The sequence below is a fragment of the Methylicorpusculum sp. genome, assembly GCF_030651835.1.
Taxonomy (GTDB): Bacteria; Pseudomonadota; Gammaproteobacteria; order Methylococcales; family Methylomonadaceae; genus Methylicorpusculum.
Window position 1 is genome coordinate 41,929 of record NZ_JAUSBX010000050.1, and the last position, 25,202, is coordinate 67,130.

The 25,202-nt window shown below is 47.3% G+C and carries 21 protein-coding genes; 14 read left to right on the forward strand and 7 right to left on the reverse strand.

The window, feature by feature from the left end; all coding sequences use genetic code 11:
- Window positions 1-71 precede the first annotated feature (71 nt).
- Window positions 72-641, forward strand: a complete 570-nt coding sequence (locus tag Q7V32_RS06500) for a YigZ family protein (protein WP_304896167.1) — start codon at window positions 72-74, stop codon at window positions 639-641.
- Between the two features lie 311 nt (window positions 642-952).
- Here Q7V32_RS06500 and Q7V32_RS06505 read toward each other — a convergent pair whose 3' ends face one another.
- On the reverse strand, window positions 953-1,966 hold the full coding sequence (locus tag Q7V32_RS06505) for a tryptophan--tRNA ligase (RefSeq protein WP_304896168.1): 1,014 nt from the start codon (window positions 1,964-1,966) through the stop codon (window positions 953-955).
- A 242-nt stretch (window positions 1,967-2,208) separates the two neighbouring features.
- Between Q7V32_RS06505 and Q7V32_RS06510 the strand changes: the two genes are divergently transcribed.
- Genes Q7V32_RS06510 through Q7V32_RS06520 form a run of 3 tightly spaced genes read left to right on the forward strand, consistent with a single transcriptional unit; the run spans window position 2,209 to window position 3,420 of the window.
- Window positions 2,209-2,508: a PilZ domain-containing protein gene (locus Q7V32_RS06510; protein ID WP_304896169.1), complete on the forward strand. Its 300-nt coding sequence runs from the start codon at window positions 2,209-2,211 to the stop codon at window positions 2,506-2,508.
- A 42-nt stretch (window positions 2,509-2,550) separates the two neighbouring features.
- The gene (locus tag Q7V32_RS06515) at window positions 2,551-2,955 is read left to right on the forward strand and encodes a 6-carboxytetrahydropterin synthase (protein WP_304896170.1); all 405 of its coding nucleotides are present in this window, start codon (window positions 2,551-2,553) and stop codon (window positions 2,953-2,955) included.
- Between the two features lie 9 nt (window positions 2,956-2,964).
- Window positions 2,965-3,420: a DUF1249 domain-containing protein gene (locus tag Q7V32_RS06520; protein ID WP_304896171.1), complete on the forward strand. Its 456-nt coding sequence runs from the start codon at window positions 2,965-2,967 to the stop codon at window positions 3,418-3,420.
- Between the two features lie 8 nt (window positions 3,421-3,428).
- On the opposite strand, the gene recQ is transcribed toward Q7V32_RS06520, so the two are convergent.
- Window positions 3,429-5,555 (reverse strand): DNA helicase RecQ, encoded by a 2,127-nt coding sequence (gene recQ / locus Q7V32_RS06525; RefSeq protein ID WP_304896172.1) that lies wholly within the window; start codon window positions 5,553-5,555, stop codon window positions 3,429-3,431.
- 99 nt (window positions 5,556-5,654) lie between these two features.
- On the opposite strand from recQ, the gene gshA reads away from it, so the two are divergent.
- Entirely contained in the window at window positions 5,655-7,241 is a 1,587-nt protein-coding gene (gene gshA / locus Q7V32_RS06530; protein ID WP_304896173.1) for a glutamate--cysteine ligase, read from the forward strand.
- Window positions 7,242-7,278: 37 nt separating this feature from the next.
- Window positions 7,279-8,001, forward strand: coding sequence for a phosphoadenylyl-sulfate reductase (locus tag Q7V32_RS06535; protein WP_304896174.1), 723 nt, complete (start codon window positions 7,279-7,281; stop codon window positions 7,999-8,001).
- A gap of 400 nt (window positions 8,002-8,401) precedes the next feature.
- On the opposite strand, the gene Q7V32_RS06540 is transcribed toward Q7V32_RS06535, so the two are convergent.
- Together Q7V32_RS06540 and Q7V32_RS06545 are read right to left on the reverse strand one after the other, a co-directional pair.
- Window positions 8,402-8,692, reverse strand: coding sequence for a transposase (locus tag Q7V32_RS06540; protein ID WP_304896175.1), 291 nt, complete (start codon window positions 8,690-8,692; stop codon window positions 8,402-8,404).
- A 203-nt stretch (window positions 8,693-8,895) separates the two neighbouring features.
- Window positions 8,896-10,194 (reverse strand): HD-GYP domain-containing protein, encoded by a 1,299-nt coding sequence (locus Q7V32_RS06545; RefSeq protein ID WP_304896176.1) that lies wholly within the window; start codon window positions 10,192-10,194, stop codon window positions 8,896-8,898.
- A gap of 425 nt (window positions 10,195-10,619) precedes the next feature.
- Between Q7V32_RS06545 and argH the strand changes: the two genes are divergently transcribed.
- The 3 genes from argH to Q7V32_RS06560 are packed head-to-tail and all read left to right on the forward strand — an operon-like array spanning window position 10,620 to window position 15,500.
- On the forward strand, window positions 10,620-12,014 hold the full coding sequence (gene argH / locus Q7V32_RS06550; RefSeq protein ID WP_304896177.1) for an argininosuccinate lyase: 1,395 nt from the start codon (window positions 10,620-10,622) through the stop codon (window positions 12,012-12,014).
- A complete protein-coding gene (locus Q7V32_RS06555) occupies window positions 12,011-12,616 on the forward strand; it encodes a histidine phosphatase family protein (protein ID WP_304896178.1) in 606 nt (201 codons plus the stop codon). Before argH ends, Q7V32_RS06555 begins: the two co-directional genes overlap by 4 nt.
- Window positions 12,617-12,659: 43 nt before the next feature.
- Entirely contained in the window at window positions 12,660-15,500 is a 2,841-nt protein-coding gene (locus Q7V32_RS06560) for a class I adenylate cyclase (protein WP_304896179.1), read from the forward strand.
- A gap of 227 nt (window positions 15,501-15,727) precedes the next feature.
- Here Q7V32_RS06560 and Q7V32_RS06565 read toward each other — a convergent pair whose 3' ends face one another.
- Window positions 15,728-16,276, reverse strand: coding sequence for a VPLPA-CTERM sorting domain-containing protein (locus Q7V32_RS06565; protein ID WP_304896180.1), 549 nt, complete (start codon window positions 16,274-16,276; stop codon window positions 15,728-15,730).
- 348 nt (window positions 16,277-16,624) lie between these two features.
- On the opposite strand from Q7V32_RS06565, the gene Q7V32_RS06570 reads away from it, so the two are divergent.
- The 5 genes from Q7V32_RS06570 to Q7V32_RS06590 are packed head-to-tail and all read left to right on the forward strand — an operon-like array spanning window position 16,625 to window position 23,269.
- Window positions 16,625-17,914, forward strand: a complete 1,290-nt coding sequence (locus Q7V32_RS06570; protein WP_304896181.1) for a TolC family protein — start codon at window positions 16,625-16,627, stop codon at window positions 17,912-17,914.
- Entirely contained in the window at window positions 17,915-19,024 is a 1,110-nt protein-coding gene (locus Q7V32_RS06575; RefSeq protein ID WP_304896182.1) for an HlyD family secretion protein, read from the forward strand.
- The gene (locus Q7V32_RS06580; RefSeq protein WP_304896183.1) at window positions 19,003-20,967 is read left to right on the forward strand and encodes an ATP-binding cassette domain-containing protein; all 1,965 of its coding nucleotides are present in this window, start codon (window positions 19,003-19,005) and stop codon (window positions 20,965-20,967) included. Before Q7V32_RS06575 ends, Q7V32_RS06580 begins: the two co-directional genes overlap by 22 nt.
- The gene (locus Q7V32_RS06585) at window positions 20,964-22,118 is read left to right on the forward strand and encodes an ABC transporter permease (RefSeq protein WP_304896184.1); all 1,155 of its coding nucleotides are present in this window, start codon (window positions 20,964-20,966) and stop codon (window positions 22,116-22,118) included. The genes Q7V32_RS06580 and Q7V32_RS06585 overlap by 4 nt, the downstream gene beginning before the upstream one ends.
- Complete coding sequence (locus Q7V32_RS06590) at window positions 22,115-23,269, forward strand: ABC transporter permease (RefSeq protein WP_304896185.1); 1,155 nt, start codon at window positions 22,115-22,117, stop codon at window positions 23,267-23,269. The genes Q7V32_RS06585 and Q7V32_RS06590 overlap by 4 nt, the downstream gene beginning before the upstream one ends.
- Before the next feature lie 263 nt (window positions 23,270-23,532).
- Here Q7V32_RS06590 and Q7V32_RS06595 read toward each other — a convergent pair whose 3' ends face one another.
- Both Q7V32_RS06595 and Q7V32_RS06600 read right to left on the reverse strand, forming a co-directional pair.
- Window positions 23,533-24,666, reverse strand: coding sequence for a DUF1207 domain-containing protein (locus Q7V32_RS06595; protein WP_304896186.1), 1,134 nt, complete (start codon window positions 24,664-24,666; stop codon window positions 23,533-23,535).
- On the reverse strand, window positions 24,663-25,133 hold the full coding sequence (locus Q7V32_RS06600; protein WP_304896187.1) for a BON domain-containing protein: 471 nt from the start codon (window positions 25,131-25,133) through the stop codon (window positions 24,663-24,665). Before Q7V32_RS06600 ends, Q7V32_RS06595 begins: the two co-directional genes overlap by 4 nt.
- Window positions 25,134-25,202: the final 69 nt, after the last annotated feature.

The window sequence follows — 25,202 nt, forward strand, 5'->3', positions numbered from 1 at the left end:
TTGGACCTACCCCAAAATCAACGGTTTGAGCATATTGTTACATGCCGCAAATATAAAGAAATGAGTCACCCATGTACTGTGTGAAGGCCGGACAAACGGTTGAAGAAACGCTAAAAAAATCACGCTTTATCGGTATTGTGTCGCCCTGCGCGAATGAACATGAAGCTTTACGCATTATCAAAGGTCTTCATGAGGCGCATCCTGATGCCAGCCATATTGTTTTTGCCTACCGAATTTTGACGCCGGAAGGATTGGTTTGCCGGTTTTTCGATGCGGGCGAACCTTCAGGAACGGCGGGAAAACCGGTCTTTCAGCATTTACAGGGAAAAGATCTGGTCAATGTGGTGGTTGCCGTCATCCGCTACTTTGGCGGCGTGAAATTAGGCGCAGGCGGATTGACGCGCACCTATGGCAATGTTGCCAAAAAAGCCATCGAAGCAACCGAGATTATTGATTATGTTGTCTTTGAGAGGGTAAAACTCACCCTGGATTATAATCAGCTGCAACAGTTTGAATATCAGCTCAATAAACTGAAGGGCAGAATTGTCGATCAACAATTTTCAGGGCAGATTGTCTTGTTGGCTGAACTGCCTGTAGACAATAAATCGCTGTTGATTGAACTCTATCCTCAGTGTGATTGAGCCGAATCTCACTGAGAACTTGATGAGATTAGTTAACAATTGTGTCACTACCCCCCTCTTTTTCAAAGAGGGGGGACTGATAATTACTTTCAAGGCCATGGCCTTGATTATTGGGTTATGAAAAGCGTGCAAACCAACCTACATATGTACCCATCGTAGATCGAAATTCGGCGCCGGGGTGGCCGTCAAAGGACGCCGTAAATACATCCATGTAGGCTCTATGCCAGCATCCATGCTGGCAAAGCCTTTGCCGAACAACCCGTTGCCTCCTTAGGCACTACCGAAATTTGAAGTGCGAACGGTATAGTAAGTTAAGCGGTGATTTTCGAAATGCCTACGGCTTTTCGCAACTCTTTCATGAAGGGTACAGAGACGGCCCTTGCTTTTTCAGCACCTTCCTGAAGTTGTTCTTCAATGTGATGCGGCGCCTGTAACAAGGCTTCGTAGCGTTCGCGCGAAGGTGCAATATGTTCGTTGATATACTCGAACAACACCGATTTCATTTCCCCCCAACCTATGCCCTCAGCATAGCGCTGGCGAATCTCCGCAACTTCAGGTGCGGTAGCAAAAGCCTGATAGATGCCGAACAGGGTGCAGGTATCGGGATCTTTAGGTTCGCCGGGCTCCAGAGAATTCGTTTTGATTTTATTGATTAATTTTTTTAACTTTTTTTCAGGTTCAAACAGCGGAATCGTATTGTTGTAACTTTTACTCATCTTGCGGCCGTCCATGCCGGCCAGAGTCGCTGCATTTTCGCTGGTGACCGCTTCCGGAATCACGAAATGTTCGCCATAAATATGATTGAAACGTCCGGCAATATCCCGGGCCATTTCAATATGCTGAATCTGATCTTTTCCGACCGGAACCTTGTGCGCATTAAACATTAAAATGTCGGCGGCCATTAAAATCGGGTAGCTGAACAGGCCCATCGTGATGCCTTTATCCGGATCGTTTTCACCGCTTTGCTCGTTTTCGGCGACAGCCGCCTTGTAGGCATGGGCACGGTTCATAAGCCCTTTGGACGTAACGCACGTCAGCAACCAGGTCAACTCCATGATTTCCGGCACATCGGACTGGCGATAAAACACGGCATTTGAGGTATCCAGCCCTAACGCCAGCCATGTCGCTGCAATTTCCAGACTGGACTGCCTGACACGTTCAGGCTCCTGACATTTAATCAGCGCGTGATAATCGGCAAGAAAATAAAACGGGCTAACATTCGGATCTTTACTGGCTGAAATTGCAGGCCTGATCGCACCCACATAGTTTCCCAGGTGGGGTGTACCGGTGGTGGTAATGCCGGTCAATACTGTCGCTTTAGTCATTCTTTTAACCTAATCATACGGAGAAAGGCAGGATTCAGGGGGCTAGATATTACATCATTTTTTATCAATTGCCAGAGCTAAGTCTGTTTTGCCCTGATATTGATGTAATACCGCCATTATCAATTCCCAAAAGTCATTATATTTCATCATTACCACCATTTTTTATAGTAAACTTTGGATCTATGGTCTATAAAATGCTTTGGAATAAGCCGCAAGCCAGGCAAAAATTAAAGAGGATTTCTATGCTGGAATATGATGAAAAACGAAATTACATCCGCATGAACGTCGATTGCGAGTTGAGCTATAGACTCGCCGATTCGGCTGAAATAAAAACGGGTAACTGCACTTCAATCAGTGGCTCGGGCGTTTCTTTTATTGCCGACGCTGCATTTGAACCCGGTAAGGCGATGGAAGTTAACATCATGCCCAAAAATTCTGTAACGCCGCCAATGACGGCATTTATTGAGGTGGTCAGAAATACACTTCAAGACGATGGCCGTTTTGAAATAGCCGCAACGATCAAAAGCATCAAAGGCACTTGATCACATTATCTTTCTTAAAAACGGACAGTGTACCCATCGAATATGCACATCATTACCAAAGAAGTTTATTTTTGTTACGGTCACCGTCTGATGAATCATCCCGGAAAATGCCGTAATCTTCATGGCCATAGTGTCAAAGCTTCCATATCGATCAAACGCGATCAGCTCAACGATCAAGGAATGGTGTGCGATTTCTCTGATATAAGAGACTGTGTCGAGTCCTTTATTGATGAGCATCTCGATCATAATTTTCTGCTTCATAAAGATGATCCCATCATTCCGCTTCTTGAACAAAACCAGGAAAGGTTTCTCGCCTTAGACGAACACCCCACCGCCGAAATACTCAGTAAAATGATTTATCAATACATTAAAAGTGCAGGTTTTGATATTGATCAGGTGGTGTTGTGGGAAACTGCCAGTGCTTATGCGTGTTACCGGGAAGATTAATAGAAAATCATGGGCTACGTTAACCCTATCAACAAAGCGGCTTGTCTGGAGCTATTATGCGAATCGAATTATAAGAAACTGATAAGACTTATACCCGAGCTGCTCAAAATTAACGTAACTGCCGTTGGCATTTCACCTGAAAGACCTGATTTAACTTTGTCTATTATCGAACGATCCCACTACACGTTGACGATAAAACTGAGCCATCGTTTCAGTTATGCGACGGACTACCCGATCACACCGGACGTGACCATTCGAATGTATAAAGACGCCCAACTCGCCGAAGTACTGAACGATTGCGATCGATCCGAGGTTTACCGGGTTTTTAAAGACCCGGCTCAAATCAACGAGATACTTCATTACAAATGGCGCTTGAATTATTTTTTGGAAAAATGGTTGGATCACTGCTTGACAACCGATTACACGTTTAACGATGAGAACCAAGCCAGCAGTGCGCTAAGTTAAACAAAATCCTAACCGGTTTTAAAATAAAATGCCGCCCGAATGCAGCGTAAAACGCCATAGCTGTATTGCCCCTCGAAGAAATCAAATACCGGTTTTAACGCATTTTTTTGCTCTTCCGGTAAACTCATGATGACGTCCTCAATGCTTTGAATCTGGGTTTGCGATAATTCGACAACCTCCGCCAACTCGGCCAGACCCAATTCAAGCGCTCTAGAAAGATGGCTGTATATCGTATCCATCGTCAATGAACGCTGCTCGGCAATCTGCTGAACCTTAAATCCAAGCCGGAATAAATCCAGCGTTTTTGCCACAGTTTCGCTGTCTTGCGAAGCAGAACTCCAGGTTTTAATAACCGCAATAAATTTGTCACCGTATAAATCCAGTTTTCTCTGCCCTACGCCCGATATGCTTATAAATTGATCGTGAGTCAGCGGCTTTTTTTCCAGCATTTCATTTAAGGTAGCATCGCCAAAGATCATATAAGGCGGAACATCCTGGGCCTCGGCAAGTTCCCGCCGTTTAGCCCGCAGCGCTTCCCATAATGAAGAACTCTTCTGTTTCTCTTTACTCAGACTATCAAGACGGCCCGCTCGCTTCTTTTTGGTGAACAGCACATCTTTTCTTAACATCAGATTCTGTTCTCCACGCAGAATCGGCCGGCATGCCTCGGTTAATTTGAGCGCCCCGTGAGCCGTAAAATCAACAGCAACCAAACCTCTCGCCACCAATTGCCTGAATACCGATCGCCACTGCTTTTCGTCAATGGTTTTACCTATACCAAAAGTCGACTGTTTGTCATGACCGAAGCTTTTTAAGCGTTCGGAAGAGCGCCCCATCAGCACATCAATTAAATAATTGACGCCAAACCGTTGCCCGGTCCGGTAAATACAGGACAACGCCTGCTGAGCTACCAGCGATCCATCCCAGGTTTCAACCGGCTCCAGGCACGTATCACAATTGCCGCAGGCCGTTTCCATGCGTTCGCCAAAATACCCTAACAAGGCCTGTCTGCGGCAACTGACCTGCTCGCACAGCGCCAGCATGGCGTCCAATTTGTGATATTCGATGCGCTTATGGCTTTCATCGGCATTTGAACCGGCCAGCAATTGCTGCAACATGATGACATCCTGCAAACCATAGGCCATCCAGGCATTTGCGGGCAGACCGTCCCGGCCCGCCCGCCCCGTTTCCTGATAATAGGCTTCAATACTCTTTGGCAAATCCAGATGGGCGACAAAACGGACATTCGGTTTGTCTATCCCCATGCCAAACGCAATCGTTGCAACAATCACCAGGCCTTCCTCCATCAAGAACCGATGTTGATGTTTTTTTCTGATCGCGTTATCCAGACCCGCATGATAGGGCAATGCGGTGATGCCTCTTTCCTGAAGCCAATGTGCCGTCTCTTCGACTTTCTTGCGCGACAAGCAATAGACGATACCGGCATCGCCCGGATGTTCGGTTTGAATGAAATCGAATAACTGCTCTTTGGGACTTTGTTTCTGGATAATGCGATAGCGGATATTAGGCCGGTCAAACCCGCTAATATAAATATTGGCCTGCTCCAGGCCCAGACGGTGAATAATTTCCTGCCGGGTTTTCTCATCGGCAGTGGCTGTCAGCGCAATGCGCGGCACACGCGGAAAGTTTTCCTGCAAAATGGAAAGCTGAAGATAATCCGCCCGGAAATCATGTCCCCATTGAGAAACGCAGTGCGCTTCGTCAATCGCAAACAAGGCAATTTCAAGCTGATTCAACAAAGACAGGGTTCTTGGCGAATTCAACCGTTCCGGTGCGATATACAGCAGATCCAACTGGCCTTTGCGCAATTGCTGCTCGGTTGAATTGACTTCATCAGCCGTCATTGACGAATTAAGATAAGCCGCTTTGACGCCGAGTTGATGCATCGCACTCACCTGGTCCTGCATCAGCGCAATCAGGGGCGATATCACGATACCGACACCGGACTTGACGATGGCGGGAACCTGGAAACACAGCGACTTGCCGCCCCCGGTCGGCATCAAAACCAATACGTCTTTTCCCAGCAATACATCTTCTATGATGGCCTGTTGATGCCCTCTATAGCTACTGTAGCCAAAAACAGTTTTTAATACTTCTAGGGCTTTGCCCGGCATAATAGAAACATCCTGATTTTCGATAATATTTCTTCAATCTGGTTAAACCTTTATAATGCACCGATTATATCAGGACTGAAGGGCCTCATCGCCCACCTTATGACCAATTTAAACTATAAACTACCTAAACGGCTTGAACTGCTTCTTGACAATAATGGCCAGGACTTAATCAGCGGCGGCCTGAAAGGGATAGAAAAAGAAAGCTTACGAATTTCCGCCGACGGCGTCATTGCCCATACCGCTCATCCGAAAGCGCTGGGAGCCGCCCTGACGCATCCGCATATCACGACCGATTATTCCGAAGCGCTGCTTGAGTTTATTACGCCGCCTTTTGCTGATACCAAAGATACGCTGGATTATCTGAATAACATACACCAGTTCGTCTATGACCAGGTCAAAGGCGAAATGCTGCTGGCGGCAAGCATGCCCTGCGGCATTGACGGCGATGAAAGTGTCCCGATAGCCGAATATGGGTCGTCCAACATCGGTAAAATGAAACATATTTACCGCACCGGTCTTTGGCATCGATACGGACGGACCATGCAGGCCATTGCAGGCATCCATTTCAATTATTCATTGCCCACCGCTCTGCTTAAAAAACTGCACAAGCTGGAAAAAAGTTCGTTATCGCTGGAAGATTACACCGCGTCGGCCTATTTTGACCTGATCCGTAACATCCAGCGGCAAGGCTGGTTGATTTTATACCTGTTCGGCGCGTCACCGGCTATTTGTAAAAAATTCTTTAAAAGCCGTCCGCATCTGATGGATCAATTTGAAGAATTTGATAAACACACGCTTTATCATCCTTATGCCACCTCGCTTCGAATGAGCGATATCGGTTACAAAAGTAAAAACCAGGCAAACCTGCACATCGATTACAACTCGTTATCCGGTTATGTCGAAAGCTTAAGCCAGGCCATATCGACACCGTTTTCTGATTACGAAAAAATCGGGGTAAAAGTTGACGGCCAATACCGGCAGTTGAACAGCAATCTGCTGCAAATTGAAAATGAGTTTTACAGCATCGTCCGACCCAAACAAATTGCGTTTTCCGGCGAAAAGCCGACGCTTGCGTTAAAACGCCGTGGCGTTCGCTACATTGAACTCAGATCGCTGGATCTTGATTTATTCAGCCCGATAGGGATAAAACCGGAAACCGCCTATTTCGTTGAAGCGTTTCTTATTACCTGCTTCTTCCAGAAAAGCCCGCCGTTATCTCAGGAAGATCACCGCACCAACAACATGAATCAGTTAAAAGTTGCCAATCAAGGCCGCAAACGAGGCCTTGAACTGGAACAGGATGGCGAGGAAATGCCGCTGGACGACTGGGCAGACCAAATATTTGCCGCCATGGAACCCATCTGTCAACTGCTGGATGCCGACCAAAAAGCATCGCCTTACAGCGATGCGTTAAAAATGTTGCAGGAAACCGTTCAGGACCAGGAATTGACGCCCTCTGCCAAAATTCTGGAGAAAATGACCGATCATAAAGAACCCTTTGCCTGTTTTGCGCTTCGCACCTCGGCGGAACATGAAAAAAACTTCCGCAAGCATCATCTTGATCCCAAACTGACGAATACCTTCAATGAAATGGCCAGCCAATCATTGACCAAGCAAAAAGAACTGGAACAAGAAGATCAAATGCCTTTCGATGATTTTCTTGCTCAGTATTTTGCCCAAAAATAAAGCCATCCACTCTAACTCACCGTTTATTTAATAAAGCATGACCGCATTCGACATTGAACAGGCCCAATCAGAACTTCATCAGGCCAATCCGCGTAAAATTCTTAAAAAGGCGCTAGAAAGCTTTGACACTATTGCCATTTCATTCAGCGGAGCCGAAGACGTGGTGCTGATCGATATGGCCAAGCGAATCAGAGACGATATCAAAGTATTCAGCCTGGACACGGGGCGCCTGCACCCTGAAACTTACCGGTTTATCGAAAAAGTGCGACTGCACTACGGCATTGAAATTGAACTGATAACACCTGATTACACTGTTTTGGATCCCTTCGTCAAAAGCAAAGGCTTGTTCAGCTTTTATGAAGACGGCCATAAGGAATGTTGCGGCATCAGAAAAGTTGACCCCTTAAGAAAAAAACTGGCACACCTGGATGCCTGGATAACCGGCCAGCGTAAGGATCAAAGCACGGATACCCGGCAAGATCTACCGGAAGTTCAAATCGACAGCGCCTTTTCGACGCCGGATCATCAGCTGATCAAGTTTAATCCGCTGTCAAATTGGACTTCAGCTAAAGTGTGGGATCACATAGAAGCTTATGACGTGCCTTATAACTCCCTGCATGAACGCGGATTTACCAGTATCGGCTGCGAACCCTGCACTCGCTCTGTCCTGCCGAACCAACACGAACGGGAAGGTCGCTGGTGGTGGGAAGCCTCGCACAAAAAAGAATGCGGACTGCATGTTGATAATATAAAAAGCTGAGGAACCGCAGGTTGGGCTTGAATATTGGGGGCGTAAATTCGCAGGAAGAAATTTTCCGTCGTTAAAATAATCTCTAAGATTCAAGCCGTATTGGTTTTGGTGCAGTACTTTGTAAATACGGTAGGCTTCGCCCTTTGAATCAACACAAGCAGGATCAACACGATAAGATATGCTGATAGGAGGCGCATCGTTCGCGTTACTCAATACTATTAATTTCCGTTTCCTCATAATTGCCCCAATTTTCCAAATAACTACCTTGTTCAACATAACGGTGAAAACTTGAATAAGGCCAATCGATTGCTCGTTTAACGTGGCCGTGTTTCACTGGATTCCAATGAATATAATCGACATGACGATTGTAATCCTCTTGATCTTCGATCAAATGCGCCCAAAATCGGCGCTACCAAATACCCCGCTCGCGGCGTTTTTGACGGCTTTTTGAAACTCTTTCGCCTACATCAATTGACCGAGAAAACCGCCCTTTCAACATATTCCAGCGTATCGAAAAATCGCCATCGTCTGACGGCATTGTCCAAATACAATGCAAATGATCCGGCATAATCACTACCGCATTCATATAAAAAGGTCTTTGTTGTTTTACAAATCGAAAGGCATCTCGCAATACATCAATCTTTTCGATCAACAAACGATTATTTCTTCGCTCGGCAAGATTGACTGTAAAAAACCACATGGCTTTCGGTATATAAAATCGACGGTATTCGGTCATGTTGTTTTGATTACGCGATTGATGCGCCTCCTAACGTCGGCACATCCTATTTGGCGCATCGTATCGTGGTGCATGTTGATAGTATAAAAAGATGAGGTGCCGTAGGTTGGGCTGTGCGCTTTTCACAACCCAACAGTTAACGCCATGGCTTTGAAATATTGGGGGTATCAAGTCGCCGAAAGAAATTTCCCATCATTAAAATAATCTCTAAGATTCAAGCCGTATTGGTTTTGGTGCAGCACTTTGTAAATACGGTAGGCTTCGCCCTTTGAATCAACACAAGCAGGATCAGCAAGATCAATGATCAGCGCTTCGCGTTCTGTTTTTTCTGAGTTCAGCAACATCATGACTTTCGGCTTGGTTTTTTGCTTGCTGTTGCCGGCAATGACAACACCCACTTCCCCATTAGTCATCTCTACCGGATTACCCACCGGATAAATACCGATACAATCGATAAACTTGATGACCAGATCCCCGTCAAAATGCGTCTTTCTGTTATGCGTCAACGTGTTGATCGCTTCAAGATGGAGCCGTCCTTTTTGGTAAACCCTATCGCTGGTGATGGCATCATAGACATCGGCTATTGCTACTATCCTGACAAATTGCGAGATTCCTGTATCTCTAATCCCTCTGGGATAGCCTGTGCCATCAAGCTTTTCATGATGCATGTAGGCGACATCAATTGCACCGGGGTAAATATCTCTGGCTGACATCAAAATATCCCGGCCAAGCATGGCATGGGTTCTCATCACTTTAAATTCATCGGGAGTTAAATTTCCCTCTTTATTAAGAATCTCCAGTGGAATTTTCATTTTACCCATGTCGTGAAGCAGCCCGCTCAACCCCAGCTTGTTAAGGTCTTCAACCGAATAGTTTAAATGCCGCCCCAACAGTATTGACATGATGCTGACATTAAGACTGTGTTGCGAGGTGTATTCATCTTTATTTTTCAGTTGCGTCAACAACATCATGGCATCGGGATTTTCCAGTACACGGTCGACACAATCACTCACCAGTGATTTAACGGCATTGACATTAAGCTGATTTCCAAAGCGAATATCATCCATGACAGATTTGACCAGATTACTGGTGCTTTGATAGGTGTTTCTTGCCGCGCCGAATGCGCCTTCAAAAGACTGATTGAACTTGGCGCTCAATTCATCCGAAACAGCCCCATGGGTATCTTTTTGTCTTGATGTATCGATGTACACATAATCGCAGACCTGCTGAACTGCACTGATGTCAGCAGGCGATTTGATATCAAAACCTTGTAGTAGAAAAGGAGACTTTTCCCAAGGAATATCAAGCTGGGCAACGAACATGCCTATTTTCAGTTCGTAAACATGAATTTTCAGTAAGTGTTTTTCTCTATTCATTAACATGCCAATCAACAATCCACTTAAATCCCTGCCCGCATTGATCAATCCTTGCCCCTCTAATATAGACTGACTTTTACGAATCGACACGATCGAGTCGGGTTACTTTGAGCTAACAACGGCATTTGCAAAGGCTGGAACAGTTGCAGAGGGTAGTAAGACACGTTATTTAACAACCCCCCTCGATCCCCCCTTTTCAAAGGCTATGTTCGCATTAGTAGTTGAAAGTAAATCAACACCGTCATTCCGGCATGGATTGCCGGAATCCAGGTCACAAGGATGTGAAAGCACAACGCCATCCATGGCTTCTGGACCCCGGCAATCCCTGCCGGGGCGACAGCAACTTTTAGCGCAAACGGAGACTTTTCAAGGTGGGAGATTATTTTTAACGAGATCTTTAGTCACTATTCAGCGAACAGATTAAAGAGAAATTACCGGAAGAACTCTGCTGTTTTGGTGTAGTTAGTGAGATTAGCGGTATAATTTGCGTTTTTAAGTTTCCTTGCCAAGAAGACATGACCAACGTTAATAACGAGAAACTATCCAGCGCCCGTTTTGCTGAAGCCACTGACGCTTTTGTCGAAGTATTTACCGCGTCCGTCGATTTCGACAAACGGATGGCGCAACAAGACATACAAGGCTCTTTGGCTCACGCCAAGATGCTTTGCAAGATTGGCGTCTTGACCGATAAAGAACGTGACGACATCATCTGCGGCCTGGAAAAAATCAGCACCGAGATAACCGAAGGTCGATTCACATGGTCCGTCAAGCAGGAAGATGTGCACATGAACATCGAAGCCCGGTTGACCGATCTGATCGGAATTGCCGGAAAAAAACTGCATACCGGCCGCTCCCGGAATGATCAGGTCGCAACCGATATCCGTTTATATCTTCGCAGCGAAGTTGAACACATAGCCAAAGAAATGACCCGCTTGCAGACGGCGTTGTTAAATCTGGCAGAACAGGAAGCCGATACCATCATGCCCGGCTTTACTCACTTGCAAGTTGCCCAACCGATCACTTTCGGGCACCACCTGATGGCCTGGTTTGAAATGCTCTGCCGTGATCAGGAAAGACTTCAGGACTGTTACAAACGAATCAACGTAATGCCCCTGGGTGCTGCAGCATTGGCCGGCACCAGCTACCCTATCGACCGGCACATGACGGCCGAGTTGCTGCATTTTTCAAGACCCTCAGCCAACTCTCTTGATTCGGTCAGCGATAGAGATTTTGCGATTGAGTTTTGCGCGGCAGGCAGCCTGATCATGATGCATTTATCGCGTTTTTCCGAGGAATTGATACTGTGGACCAGCGCCCAATTTGATTTTATTGACATGCCTGATGCTTTTTGCACCGGATCGTCCATCATGCCGCAAAAGAAAAATCCCGATGTGCCCGAACTGGTTCGCGGCAAATCCGGCCGTGTGACCGGTCATTTGATATCACTGCTCATGCTGATGAAAAGTCAGCCGCTGGCCTATAACAAAGACAATCAGGAAGACAAGGAACCGCTGTTTGACACAGTAGACACGCTGATCAATTGCCTGCGCGCATTTGCTGACATGGTGCCGCATATCAAGCCCAAAAAAGCCAGCATGTATAAAGCCGCCAAACAGGGGTTTGCCACCGCCACCGATCTGGCCGATTATCTGGTTAGAAAAGGTATGGCTTTCCGCGATGCTCATGAAGTTGTCGGTCAGGCGGTTCGGCTGGGCATCACTACCCAGCGTGATTTGTCGGAACTTGATTTGGCCGAGCTGCAGAAATTCTCACCCGATATTGGCGAAGATGTCTTTGCCGTGTTGTCGCTGGAAGGCTCCGTGGCTTCCCGTAAGCACATCGGAGGAACGGCCCCCGATACGGTAAGAGAAGCCGTTTTTACCGCAAGAAAATCGCTTGAAACACCTTGATTCTGACCAAGATTGATTTATTACGTCATGGTGAAGCCTCAGGAGGCCGCTACTACCGAGGCTCTACAGACGACCTGTTAACCCCGGCAGGCTGGCTGGACATGCGCAAAGCCGTTATGGGACTCGAAGACTGGGACCTTATCGTCTGTTCTCCGCTTCGCCGGTGCTTTAATTTTGCCGAACGCCTGGCGAGCGATCTTGACCTACCGCTGCAGGTTGAACCGGCCATCAGGGAATATCATTTCGGTGAATGGGAAGGACAGTTTGCCGATGACATTGAACAATGCTGGCCGGGTGCACTGGATCAATTTTACCGGGACCCCGATCAATTCCCGCCGCCAAAGGGAGAGGTTTTTGCAGAGTTCAGGCACCGCATCGTCACCGCATGGCAGCAATTAATCGCCCAACATCAAGGCAAGCATCTTCTGATCATCACGCATGCGGGGGTCATCAGAGCCTTATTTCAAGAACTGCTGGACCTGCCTTCCAGCAGCGCTTACCGGATTAAAATAGACCATGCCTGCCTGAGTCGATTCCAGATAAGTCACCTTGAGGGCCAGCAATTTGTCCAACTGATTGCTCACGGTCAGCGTCAAAACTGAGCCTGTTCTATAATTGTCAGCATCCAGACTGGCAACCAGCGTCATGTTTACTCAACTCAACTTAAAGGCCATCACCCTCGGGTCACCCGGCGAAGATATCAGCAAAAAAGATTTGCTGACGGTTATTCAGCGCTTTAAAAATCTGCACCTCCATCAACTAAAGCGCATACAAAGTTTTCTGCAGCCCCGGCAAAGTTGTTTCTTAAATCTGCTGCCGCTTTTATTTCACCAGAATACGCCTTTGTTGCCCGGCTTTATAAGCAAGGAGACCCCGTCAGGTATTTCTGATTACACGCCTTCCAGACAAGCCCTTAAAGATGCCGCGCAGTTATCGAAAAATTTTAAACTCAACAATAAATTAAGAAGTCGCTACGCCATCTGGAGTATTTTTCTGATGGGCAGCGTCAGCAGTATCGCCTTTTCCAAAACCAGTGACATGGATATCTGGCTGTGCCATGACCCGGAGTTAAGCCATGACGAATTGGAAGAACTTCAACAAAAATGCCTGGCTATTGAGGAATGGGCTACCTCGCTGGGGCTGGAAGTACACTTTTTTTTGATCGACAGCGTTAAGTTCAAAGCCGGTCAGGACACACCGATCTCATCTGAAAGCAGCGGAACAACCCAACATTATTTGCTGCTGGAAGAGTTTTACCGAACAGCACTCTATATTGCCGGAAGATCCCCGGCCTGGTGGCTGGTTCCGCCCCATCAGGAGCATCAATCAGGCTATTACACACAACATCTGATTGAAAACCGTTTCATTTCAGGCCATGAACTGATCGATTTTGGTTCTCTGGAAGCGGTTCCTGCGGAAGAGTTTATAACCGTGACGTTGTGGCACATTTACAAAGCCATCAATTCACCGCACAAGTCCTTCTTGAAATTATTGCTGATGGAATGTTACGCCAGCGAATATCCGAAAACACAATGGCTTTGTTCGGATATGAAAAAAATGATTTATCAGGGAAACTTCAGAATCGGAGATCTGGATCCTTACCTGTTGATTTATGAAAAACTTGAAACCTATCTGGGCAAGGCACAAAGCGTTGAACGGCTGGAACTGGCCAGACAAAGTCTTTATATCAAAATCATGGGCTTGGGCGAACGAGAAAAGGACACTCAAAAAAGACTGCATCGCGTTGAATTTATCAAGTCTATTGCTGCTCGCTGGCACTGGCCGCCAAACTTGATCACCAGTTTAAGCCATCAACAGAGCTGGAATATTCAAAAAGCCGTGCGCGAACATGGGATGATCATTCGTCATTTGTCAGAATGTTACCGGATGACGGTAGGCTTTGCCGGTCACTATGTTCGGGCCGATTACCAGCATCATGACGACTTGAAACTGATAGGCCGGAAATTACACGCCTTTCTGGATAAAAAACCGGGAAAAATTGAATACCTGACAACCCGGTCGGCGCTACAGGTCAGAGAAAATGAACTGAGTCTGCTTGAAACTTCATTTGCAGATAACCAGAGCGGCTGGGCACTCCATGTCGAGCGAATCAGTAACGACTCAAAACCCAAAAATCCGCCCATCAAAAAGAGTTACAGCTTACTGGAAATGCTGGCCTGGATTATCGTCAACGGGCTCTACGAAAAAAAAATCCAGCTGCACGTCCAGTCGCAGACGCTCATGCTGCAAAATCGGGAACTGGAAACACTGACTGCTCAAATTCACAGTTTTATTTCCAGCGTTCAAGCACCTGAACTGGACAACTACAAAGCACCCGACAAAATTATAAAATCATTGTTGGTCGTTAATTTGGGCATAGACCCTGAACGGCTTAGAGACGACGGAAAATTAATTTTAAGCGAACACTCCGACCCCCTGTGTTACGGAACAGAAAAACTCTGTTTTGTTCATTCCATCGATCAGTTATCCATCTCGAGCTGGGGAGAAATGACCACCCAGCATTGGTATGGCATGGACGGATTACTGTTTTCCTTTTTGGATATTTTCAATAATCATCAACTTCCGCTTAAAGAAAAAGATCTCACCGTCATTTGTTCAGGTTCGATCAGAGCCAAAAGCATCGTACAACGACTGCAGAACATCTTTACGCGCTTGCTGTCACTTCAGCAAAATCATCATGCCGATTACTCGCCCCGCCTGATTATTGCAGGCAGTGAACAGTTCTTCATTTTTCAATTCGACAATCAGCTGCTTAATTTTCGCACCGCCATTTCCAGGCAAGCGTTACTCAGCGAATTTTCCGCTCCCCAACGCAGCTACAGCCCTGTTGAAATAGATTGTGAAGCGCTGGAAAACACGGCTTTTCCATTAATTTTTGAACAAAACAAACCCGGATTCATCCAGATTTTTTTTGAATCGGACAAAAACGGGATTCAAATTTATGTGCTCGACGAAAGAGGCTCGCTCTTCATGCAGCATCATCCCCAGGCGAATAGGGATGGGCTGTTAAACAAATATCAAACGTTCATACAAACGGTGCTTAGCCGTCATTTTTTTGAAGCCTCTATTCCGGTCGAATTTTTCGAAATCACGTCTAAGCCTTATCAGATCAACCGTTACCTGCCGAAACCCTTTGATCTGTCGTCATCTGACAAGGTGCTTAATATCAGGGTCTCCGGAGAGATGACCGGCTATAATGCCCGGTATACGATCTACTGCAATGACAGGGAATTTTCCACCCTCAACTACGGCAAGCAGGTCATCAATGAAGCGGTAAACTATATTTTGGAATTCCGCAAATCAGGACAAAGTTATCCGATCCATATCTCTGATATTGAAGTCCCGCTTGCCACATTGGGCATAACCAACCCCGGCGTGTTGCAAACTCTGCATTTTTTGAAATACAAGCAAAAGATAGAAGACAGGATTAATGGCGCGAACCTTTTACAAGCCATCAATCAGTAACGCTATAGTCCGGCTTTAAATGTCCCTTATCTTAACGCTCTTCCTGAGAACGAAGGTTAGGATAAGGGTTATTAATTGAGTAGATGGCTGAAGTATTTCGGAAGAGAATGAGTTTAACTCCGACACTTCGAAGTCCGACTGTAGATGCAAATCCATTCGCATCTACAGCAATACTTCTTTAAGCAGCTTTAAAACTTAACCGGTTATTAGTCAGTTTTTCTCACTATTTAAGCTGCTTTTTTACGACGGCTTACTGCCATCAAACCCATTAAACCGGTACCCAAAAACCAGGCAGCCGCAGGTAAAGGCACTGGAGCACCCGCTTCTGAAGAGATGATGTCAACAGCAAAAAGCGATTTAACGTTATTGATGGCCAGTGTTGGATCAATAAAGAATAATTGGTAAGAAGTTCCGCCTAACGAACTAATCTCGTTATTTCCCGCTTCACCAACCCATCCTGCTCCGGAAAGATACCCTATTTGAAAATTGCTTGATTCAGATAGCGTGCCCGTTCCGCTACCGGAAGTGAGGTCCCAATTGATCCCATTTTGCGTAAAACCAAGTTTGGTTCCGCCGTTAAACGATATGATCGGCACAGCAGTCGTAACATCGACATTGTCTTCGAAGATGCCAAACTGAGAAGCCGTGGGAAGACCCATCAAAGTCTCAAGATTAAAGAAATTACTGTCAGCATTGGTTGGCGCCCAAACATTGGCAGAAGCCATGTTGGAAACCAGCAACAGCAACGGCATAAGCGCTATGTGTTTATTTTTCAAAATGATTCTCCATAAGAAATCAGATCCGATTAAGCCATCCCTGAATAAGTGTCCTTTTTAACGCAGTAACAGGGCCATTGAACATATAACCCATGCGCTAACAAGGATAATAAGCTGACCCTCCCCTTTTCTCGGTACGTTTGCGCACACAGAAATAAAGAGGCCGTACTAACTCATTTAATTCCGTTCCTATTGCTGAATTGAAGTTAGTTCGATAGCGCACAGACCAACGCCAATCTTCTCTATACAGTCTATGACTGACGTGCTGCGCCACTTTGCATCGTTTTCAGATCTTGCACCGGACTAGAAACCGGATGATCTCGTCATTCATTACATTTCAGGTGTCCTATGCTGAGTTCAAAACCCGGTCTGAGAATCAGTCTGCTAGGCGGGTTATTGCTTATCCCTGTAGCGAGCACCTCAGCAGAAACACTGGAAGAAGCCTGGGATATTGCAATCGAAAACAACCATCAAATTAAAGCGGCACAAGCCGATACCACTGCAACGGAACAAAACCTTTTTTCGGCACAGGGGCAACGGCTTCCGGAACTCAATATAGGTACCGGATATACCCAACTTAACGAAACTCCGGCGGCAAAAGCCAATTTTGCCGGTCAGTCAGCCGAATTCAATACCTCACAAGCCGGCAGTATGAATGCACATGCGATTGCTTCTGTACCGGTTTTCACCAGCGGCCGCATCAGTCATAACATCAAAGCTGCCGAGGCAACCTTTCAAGCCGCACAACATAACGAAATCAGTTCCGTACTGACCATCAAAATGCAGGTATCGGCCGCTTATATTGCAGTGTTGCGTCTAGACGGCGCGGTGCAGGTTGCTCAAGAACATCTCAGCAGTTTGGTCGAACATCAAAGGGATGTTAAAAATCTGTTCGACCAGGACATGGTGGCGAAGAACGATTTATTAGCGGCGAATGTCGAGTTGGCCAATGCTCAGCAACTGTTGCTACAGGCCAATAATCAGCTTGATATTGCCCAAGCCCAATATAACCAGTTACTCGACCGTAGCCTGACGGATCCTGTGGTTGTCACCCCGCAGTTTCCGCAAATACCCGTGGGCAGTTTAAACGAACTGAGCACTAACGCCTTGTCGCAGCGTCCTGAACTGCTGGTACTCGACAAACAAATACAAGCCCTGGAGCAGCAAGCACAAAGTGTGGCGGCGGATTCTTTGCCCCAAGTCGCAGTCAACGGCGGCTATCAATACCAGGAAAACCGTTATCAGTCTTACGAGGGCTTATGGATGGTCAATGTCGGTATGCAATGGAAATTGTTCGACGGCAGCACCCGGCATACCCGGGATGCCATTTTTCGTCGGGCGGTTTCTCTAAAAGAGCAACGCGACGATTTAAGCAGCACGATCGGTTTGCAGGTGCGCAAAACCTGGCTGGCTATTCAGGAAGCCCAGCAACGAACCGAGGTCACCCGACTCGCCATTACAGAAGCGGATGAAAACCTTAAAGTGACAACTAACCGCTATAAAAATGGCTTGGCCACCAATACCGAAGTCCTGAGAGCAGAAGAACTGCGCGCCAGAACGTATGATAATTTCAATAACTCAAATTACGACACCGCCTTGTCAACCCTGCAATTGCGTTATGCAATGGGGGTTTTGTAAATGGAAAAACGAACCCGGCTACTCGCAATCGTCGGAATAATTACCGGCATTTTGCTTGTTTCTCTAGCAGTATGGTGGTTTTGGTTGCGCGAACCACCCTTCCCTGAGGGTCTGGTACAGGCGAATGGCCGTATCGAGGGCGATCATTACACTGTATCGGGCAAGTGGCCCGGTCGTATCATTGAGATGCTGGTAAGGGAAGGTGATTTTGTTGTAACAGGACAAGTGATGATCAAACTGGATGATGCCCAGACACTAGCCAAACTCAATCAAGCCAAATCGGCTGTGGACGTCATTGCCGCCCAACTCAGGGCAGCTGAAACTTCGCTGAGCGTATTCAAGAAAAATGTGCCTTTAAAAATAGCAACGGCCAAAGCCGGGCTAAATCATGCCGATGCCGAGCTGATTTCCAGCCACGCTACTGAACAGCAAATGTTCAAGGATGCAGAACGATTTCAAGCCTTGTTGTTAACAGAGACCGTAGAAAAGCACCGCAGCGAACTGGCTGATTTAAGCTGGAAAGTTGCCCAAGCCCAGCACCGCACTGCCCGTGCAGCAAGAATCCAGGCTGAAAAACTACTGGCAGAAACTGAACTGGGCTGGGATCAGATCGAAGCGAACACTAATGAAGTGGCTGCAATAGCCGCACAACTGAAACAAGGTCAAGCCGCCCTGGCGGAAGCCCAAAGCGTGATGAATGACTTGATCATTCGGGCTCCGGCCTCGGGAATGGTGACTACCCGTATCGCCGATAACGGCGAAATGGTAGCCGCCGGCAGTCCATTATTTGATATTGTCGATCTGGACAGCCTGTATTTAAAAGTCTATGTTCCACAAAAAGAAATAGGCAAGGTTCGCCTGGGCTTGCCCGCACAAATTTTTACCGATGCCTTTCCGGATAAACCGTTTCCTGCGGTGATTCGCTATATCGCTTCCCAGGCAGAGTTTACCCCCAAAGAAGTTCAGACGCAGGATGAACGGGTCAAACTGGTCTACGCCGTCAAACTTTATCTGGCTGAAAATCCTCAGCATCAGCTGACGCCGGGACTGCCCGCAGACGCGGTAATCCGCTGGCAAGAGGAAAGCCCATGGGCGAAGCCGCGCTGGTGAACGAAAACCCGGTTATCGATATTCGCGGACTCCGTAAAAGTTACAAAAAAAAGCTGGCTGTCGATGGGGTGGCCTTAACCGTCAAGCAAGGCGAAATTTATGGATTAATCGGCCCTGACGGTGCCGGCAAAAGCAGTCTGATGAAAGCTATTGCCGGCGTCCTGTCGTTTGAACAAGGTTCATTAACCGTATTTGAAGTCAACATCGATTCGGAAGCGGCGGCGGAAAAGGTCAAAGGCAGGCTGGGCTTCATGCCTCAAGGCCTGGGACTGAATCTTTACGGCGATTTGTCGGTTGAGGAAAACATCGATTTTTTTGCGCAACTGCGGCAAGTATCTCTCCAGCAACTGAGCGAACGTAAAGAAAAGCTGTTGACGATGACCCGACTCGACAAGTTTCGTGACCGGCCAATGAAAAATCTCTCCGGCGGCATGAAACAAAAACTGGGCTTGGTTTGCACACTGATCCATAACCCCGAACTGGTCATTCTTGATGAGCCAACCACTGGCGTGGACCCGGTTTCCAGGCGGGACTTTTGGGCCATACTCGCCGAGTTGCTGCGCGAACAGGGCACCACCGCGCTGGTGTCCACGGCGTATATGGATGAAGCGGCACGTTTTCACCGCTTGTCTCTCATGTATAACGGCCAAGTGCTGGCCGATGGCGAACCGGATGCCATTTGTCAGCAAGCGCAAGGTTGCATGGTTGAGCTGACGAGCGAGTCACAGACAGAAGCGCTTGGCAAACTGAAATCCCATTATCCGCAACTGGAAGCCATTGGCACCAAAATCAGGGTATTTGTCGATAACCTGGCATTAGATGAAGCGGCCAGCACCGTTTCCGGCCATCTTGACGGCTTGCAGATCAAATCGATCAAAGCCTTTGATGCTGAATTGGAAGACGCCTTTATCGCCTTGTTACGCCAGGGTCCGTTAGCCCCGAAAACCGGCAAAGATGAAAGCATTCCGCGCTTTGACAAGACCTTACCCGACGATAAAGCCATCGCCATAGAAGCCAGGCAATTATGCAAGGATTTTGATCAATTCCGGTCGGTCGATAAAATCAGTTTCAAGGTCAGACAAGGCGAAATATTTGGATTGCTGGGCGCCAACGGCGCCGGTAAGACGACCGCGATCAAAATGCTGACCGGAATACTGCCGCCCAGTGACGGTGAAGGTCAGGTTGCAGGCGCCGACATGCGTAATGCCGCTCAGGCGATCAAGGAACGCATAGGCTATATGTCCCAGGCATTTTCGCTGTATCTGGATTTGACCGTCATCGAAAATATTCATCTCTACGCCAGCATCTACGGCGTTAGCCGGAGCATCCTCAAACAGCGCCTGGACTGGGTAATACAAATTGCCGGATTGGAAGAGGTCACGGCACAATTGGCGGGCAGCCTGCCTATGGGCGTCAGGCAAAGGCTCGCTTTGGGCTGCGCACTGGTACACCAACCCGGCGTCTTGTTTCTGGATGAACCCACGTCGGGTGTCGATCCTATCGGACGGCGGCATTTCTGGGAAATCCTGATGCATCTGGCCAACGTCGAGCAGGTGGCTATTTTAGTGACCACCCATTACATGAGCGAAGCCGAACACTGCGACCATCTGGCATTAATGTATGCCGGACGAGTAATTGCCGACGATACGCCCGGCAATATGATTCAGGCGCTGCAAGATGAGGCCGGCCAACTGCTGAATATAACTACCGATCAGCCATTACAAGCGCTGGCCTTATTTGAAAAAAGCGATTTCAAAGGCGTAGCGTTATTCGGCCGGCATATTCATTTGCTGGCACAGGATAGAGACACCGCCGAAAAAAAGATTCGCGAACTGCTGGATAAAGAGTCTATCAAATTGCTCAACTTATCAGCCGACGCACCGTCATTGGAGGACGTATTTGTGTACAGGGTGTTGGCCCTGGAAAATCAGGAGCCCGAATGAATCTTACCCGGGTCTGGGCAGTTACTTACAAGGAATGGCGCGAAATTTTGCGCGACCGGCTGTTCTTTGCGATGGCCTTCCTGCTGCCGGTCGGTATCTTCATGGTGTTGGGTTATGGCATTTCCTTCGATGTCGAAAAAATTCCGTTTGCAGTGCTGGATCTGGATCGCAGCGCAATGAGCCGTGACTTCCTGCACCGGTTTATGGATTCACGTTACTTCGATTACCAAGGCCATGTCACCAGTGAGCGCGAGCTTGACCCTCTGCTGGCCAACAGCGATATACGCTTTGCCATTATCATACCGCCCCGTTTTCAGGAGCAGCTGCTGGCCGGACAAGCCACGTCGGTGCAAAGCCTGATCGATGGCGTATTTCCTTATCGCGCCGAAGTGGCAAAAGGCTATGTTTCGGCGATTATCGCCAATTTCAATGCTCAATCACTGGTCAATCATTTAGCCGGTACGCAGGGAAAGTCTCAAGAACAAGCGCGCGCTCAGGTGGCGCCGCTGCGTCTGGAATCGCGCTATTTGTATAACCAGGCCTTGCGCAGTCAATGGTCCATCTCATCCGGCCTGATGATGCTGGTGTTGATGGTGACGCCTCCGTTTCTGACGGCGCTGGGCGTGGTTCGTGAAAAAGAAAACGGCTCTATTTATAATATCTATGCCTCAACCATCAGCCGCAGTGAATTTATTCTGGGCAAGTTCCTGCCCTATTTGTTGATATCCAGCCTGAATATTCTGATTTTGTGGTGGGTGGTAATGAACGTATTCGGCACGCCGTTTAAGGGCCATCCGTTTTTTTATTATGCCGCGTCAGTGATCTATGTGATCTGTACCGCCGGAGTGGGATTGCTGATCTCGCTACTGGTAAGAACCCAGGTTGCGGCAGTGATGCTGACCATGGTGGTCTCCTTTGTCCCTGCCATGTTGTATTCAGGTTTGCTGGTGCCTATCGAATCGATGGCCGCCGCCACTCAATTTGAGTCGCATTTATTTCCGACACTATATTATCTTAGAATTACCTGGGGCAGCTTTCTTAAAGGTCTGGGTTGGGAAGAGCTGTGGTTCGATGTGTTGGCGCTGATGCTATACGCGGTTATCCTCTGGATAGCCGGTTATATGAATTTCCACAAAAGGCCGTCGACATGAACCAACATGGATTCATACTCTGGTGGGACAGGCTGCTCGCCATGACGCTTAAAGAGCTGAAACAGTTGATACGCGATCCGGTGCTGCTGCTCATCATCAGCTATTTTTTTACCGTCGATGTGTATATGGCCGGTTCCGGTATCAATCTGAATCTGCGTAACGCTTCAGTGATGGTGATCGATCACGACCATAGCGCTGCATCACGCGAGTTGATCTACCGTTTCAGGCAGCCCTATTTTGATTTCAAAGGAGAGATTTTTGACACCAAGACCGCCGAATCCTTATTAGACCAAGGCCGGATTCTGGCAGTCCTGGACATTCCCGAAAACTTTCAGCGTCATTTATTGCAAGGACAAGCCACCGCCGTACAATTCCAGGTAGATAGCGCCAATACCGTATTAGGGACATTAGCAACCAGTTATGCCACGGAAATTACCGCCGGTTTTAGCCAGGACTTTGTGGCTAAAAGGCTGGGTCTGGGTGCAGAACAAATGGCCTCGTTGCCTATCATTCAAAACCGCTACCGCGTACTGTATAACCCGAATCAAATTGACGGCTGGTTTATGTCGATTTCTGAATTACTCACCGTGACGACCATGCTGGCCATGATGTTGCCGGCCGCCGCCGCAGTCCGGGAAAAAGAGCGCGGCACAATAGAACAACTGGCAGTATCACCGTTGAGCTCGCTGCAGATTTTACTGCCCAAGGTTATCTCGATGGGACTGGTTATTTTACTAGGTGTTGCGGTCAGTTTGTTCATGATCATTATTCCGGTCTTTGATTTACCGGTTAAAGGCAGTCTCGGCCTGTTTTTTACAGTAACCGGGCTTTATGTTTTCACCGCCTCCGGCATTGGCTTGTTCGTTGCAACCATCAGCCGAAGTCTGGCACAAGTCACCATGCTCGTGATTTTGCTGATGATGCCGATATTACTGCTCTCAGGAGCCTGGACGCCGCCTGAAGCCATGCCGCAAGTCATGCGCTGGGCGATGAAAATTTCGCCGCTGTATTACTTTAACGAAATGAGTTATGCCATTTTATTAAAAGGCGCAGGCGTTAAGATTTTATGGGATTCGCTGCTGGGACTGGCTCTTTTAGGAGCGGTATTTTTTAATTTTGGTGTCTGGCGTTTTCGCAGGCAATTTGGCTGAAGAACGTGCGTTTTATTAAATGCACGTTCTTCATTATTAAGCGAAGGTATACCCATCGTAGATCGAAATTCAGCCACCGGGGTGCCCGTCAAAGAACGCCGTAAATTTATCCCTATAGGCTCTATGCCAGCATCCATGCCGGCATAGCCTTTGCTGAACAACCCGTTGCCTCCTTAGGCACTGCCGAAATTTGAAGTGCGAAAGGTATAACTACTGATCGACCGCTTTGAATTGAGGGCGGGGCTAGATCATAACCCCCATTTTTAGAAGTGAAAATGGGCGCCCAGGCCGATGTATTCAATTTTATCGTTGTAGAACTGACCGCTGGGGGAATAGCCATTAAAATATTCAGCAAGAATCTGGAACTTCCTTCCCAGCACCTGCATGTTTTCGAACTCTACGCCGGCACGCGCTGATATGTCAGTTGACCAATCGTTTTCTTCGTAATTTTTAAAATCGGCTCCCGCGATTGGGCGCATGCCTCCAAAATCCATGCGCCATGGGCTTCTAAACTCAATACCGTATTGAGCTGACCACACTTTAAGTGATTCAGGCTCCTTATGGAATAGACCACGACCTCCCCCGTATAAGCGAAAACCGACAGGCAAATCGTAAGAAAGTTTTAAATCAATCCCTTCAAAACTCAAATTCACGCGCTCCAATCGTGTTCGCAACAGAAACTCGTCACCTAAATGAGAACTTTGATGGAAAATACGGCTGAAAGCTGAGAAATCGCCAATACGCATACTCGAATACAAAGCCCCGACAAAATCAGTATTGACTAAATCCGATGAGGGCGCATCAAGATTAAAATCACTGATGACTCCACCCTGAATCCCCACCTCCCACTGCGAACCAAAGCGTTGCAATATCCCCATGTTTTGGCGATAAAACGGAATTGTTTCGCCAAAACTGACAGTTGCTATATTGGTACCATCAAAATCGCCGCCGATATAATTGTGATAAGAAGCTGCAAAATGAGGCCAGCTCGGATCGGCGAATAAAGACTTGAACAAATGACCTTCAGGGAATATTCCTGTCTTCAATCCTGCGGATTCATTCGATTCCTCGCTTTTCTCAAGCTGGGCTGTAGAAAGCGTCAACGGTGAGGAGACACTGTTATTGTTATGCTCCCCGACGCCGACACCTGACACGCCGGGAATGTTAGATAATGCTTCCATGACCTTGTTCTGGTCGGTATGTTTTAAATCATCTTCATCCAGCTTTATAACACCGTCCTTGACACTGATTGCGGGTCTTTCGAGTTTAAAATCGCGCTCAAGTATACCCGCAGCATATCCGGCAATATAAGCATCTTCTACTTGTGACGCATAGACTCCGACAGAATAAAGACAAGCAATACCAATACCGCTCAAATAATGTAAAGCTGTTTTCATTTAATGTCTCCCGCACTGACGACCAGATAGTTCTCTACTGATTTAACACCCGGCGTAGCACGAACTATTTCCAGCGCCCTATCAATAATCTGTTGATTATTAACAGCCCCATTTAATTTGACACCGCCTTGAACAGTGACTACGTCGATATTGAATGCGCTGACTAATGGATCTGCCATCATGGCCGCTTTTACTTTTGCCGTAATCGCCGCATCGTCAATGAGTTCTCCAACTGTTTCAGATTGCTTTTCCATTGCCTCTTCTTTGGTGTCAATAGACTGCTTTAGTGCGTCGACTTTCTCGTCAATTTTTTCGTTCGAACTTTCAATGGCTTGATCAAGTTTTTTACCGGTCTTTTCAGCCGGCCCCTCTTCGCTGCAGCCGCTGGTAATAATGACAGCAGATAACAACAACGTTACCAAAATGCTGTTTGCAAGGTTTATTCTTTGTTCGTTGATTTTTTTCATGAGTTATTCCTCAAAATAGGAGTGTAATTGGTAAATGAATGGTAACTACTTGCCCGCTTGGAATTGAGG

What these genes read in the sequence shown, in the direction of transcription:
- Q7V32_RS06500 (WP_304896167.1), top strand. Translation starts at nt 72, where the DNA reads ATGTACTGTGTGAAGGCCGGACAAACGGTTGAAGAAACGCTAAAAAAA.
- Q7V32_RS06505 (WP_304896168.1), bottom strand. Translation starts at nt 1,966, where the DNA reads ATGACTAAAGCGACAGTATTGACCGGCATTACCACCACCGGTACACCC.
- Q7V32_RS06510 (WP_304896169.1), top strand. Translation starts at nt 2,209, where the DNA reads ATGCTGGAATATGATGAAAAACGAAATTACATCCGCATGAACGTCGAT.
- Q7V32_RS06515 (WP_304896170.1), top strand. Translation starts at nt 2,551, where the DNA reads ATGCACATCATTACCAAAGAAGTTTATTTTTGTTACGGTCACCGTCTG.
- Q7V32_RS06520 (WP_304896171.1), top strand. Translation starts at nt 2,965, where the DNA reads ATGGGCTACGTTAACCCTATCAACAAAGCGGCTTGTCTGGAGCTATTA.
- recQ (WP_304896172.1), bottom strand. Translation starts at nt 5,555, where the DNA reads ATGCCGGGCAAAGCCCTAGAAGTATTAAAAACTGTTTTTGGCTACAGT.
- gshA (WP_304896173.1), top strand. Translation starts at nt 5,655, where the DNA reads ATGACCAATTTAAACTATAAACTACCTAAACGGCTTGAACTGCTTCTT.
- Q7V32_RS06535 (WP_304896174.1), top strand. Translation starts at nt 7,279, where the DNA reads ATGACCGCATTCGACATTGAACAGGCCCAATCAGAACTTCATCAGGCC.
- Q7V32_RS06540 (WP_304896175.1), bottom strand. Translation starts at nt 8,692, where the DNA reads ATGTGGTTTTTTACAGTCAATCTTGCCGAGCGAAGAAATAATCGTTTG.
- argH (WP_304896177.1), top strand. Translation starts at nt 10,620, where the DNA reads ATGACCAACGTTAATAACGAGAAACTATCCAGCGCCCGTTTTGCTGAA.
- Q7V32_RS06560 (WP_304896179.1), top strand. Translation starts at nt 12,660, where the DNA reads ATGTTTACTCAACTCAACTTAAAGGCCATCACCCTCGGGTCACCCGGC.
- Q7V32_RS06570 (WP_304896181.1), top strand. Translation starts at nt 16,625, where the DNA reads ATGCTGAGTTCAAAACCCGGTCTGAGAATCAGTCTGCTAGGCGGGTTA.
- Q7V32_RS06575 (WP_304896182.1), top strand. Translation starts at nt 17,915, where the DNA reads ATGGAAAAACGAACCCGGCTACTCGCAATCGTCGGAATAATTACCGGC.
- Q7V32_RS06580 (WP_304896183.1), top strand. Translation starts at nt 19,003, where the DNA reads ATGGGCGAAGCCGCGCTGGTGAACGAAAACCCGGTTATCGATATTCGC.
- Q7V32_RS06585 (WP_304896184.1), top strand. Translation starts at nt 20,964, where the DNA reads ATGAATCTTACCCGGGTCTGGGCAGTTACTTACAAGGAATGGCGCGAA.
- Q7V32_RS06590 (WP_304896185.1), top strand. Translation starts at nt 22,115, where the DNA reads ATGAACCAACATGGATTCATACTCTGGTGGGACAGGCTGCTCGCCATG.
- Q7V32_RS06595 (WP_304896186.1), bottom strand. Translation starts at nt 24,666, where the DNA reads ATGAAAACAGCTTTACATTATTTGAGCGGTATTGGTATTGCTTGTCTT.
- Q7V32_RS06600 (WP_304896187.1), bottom strand. Translation starts at nt 25,133, where the DNA reads ATGAAAAAAATCAACGAACAAAGAATAAACCTTGCAAACAGCATTTTG.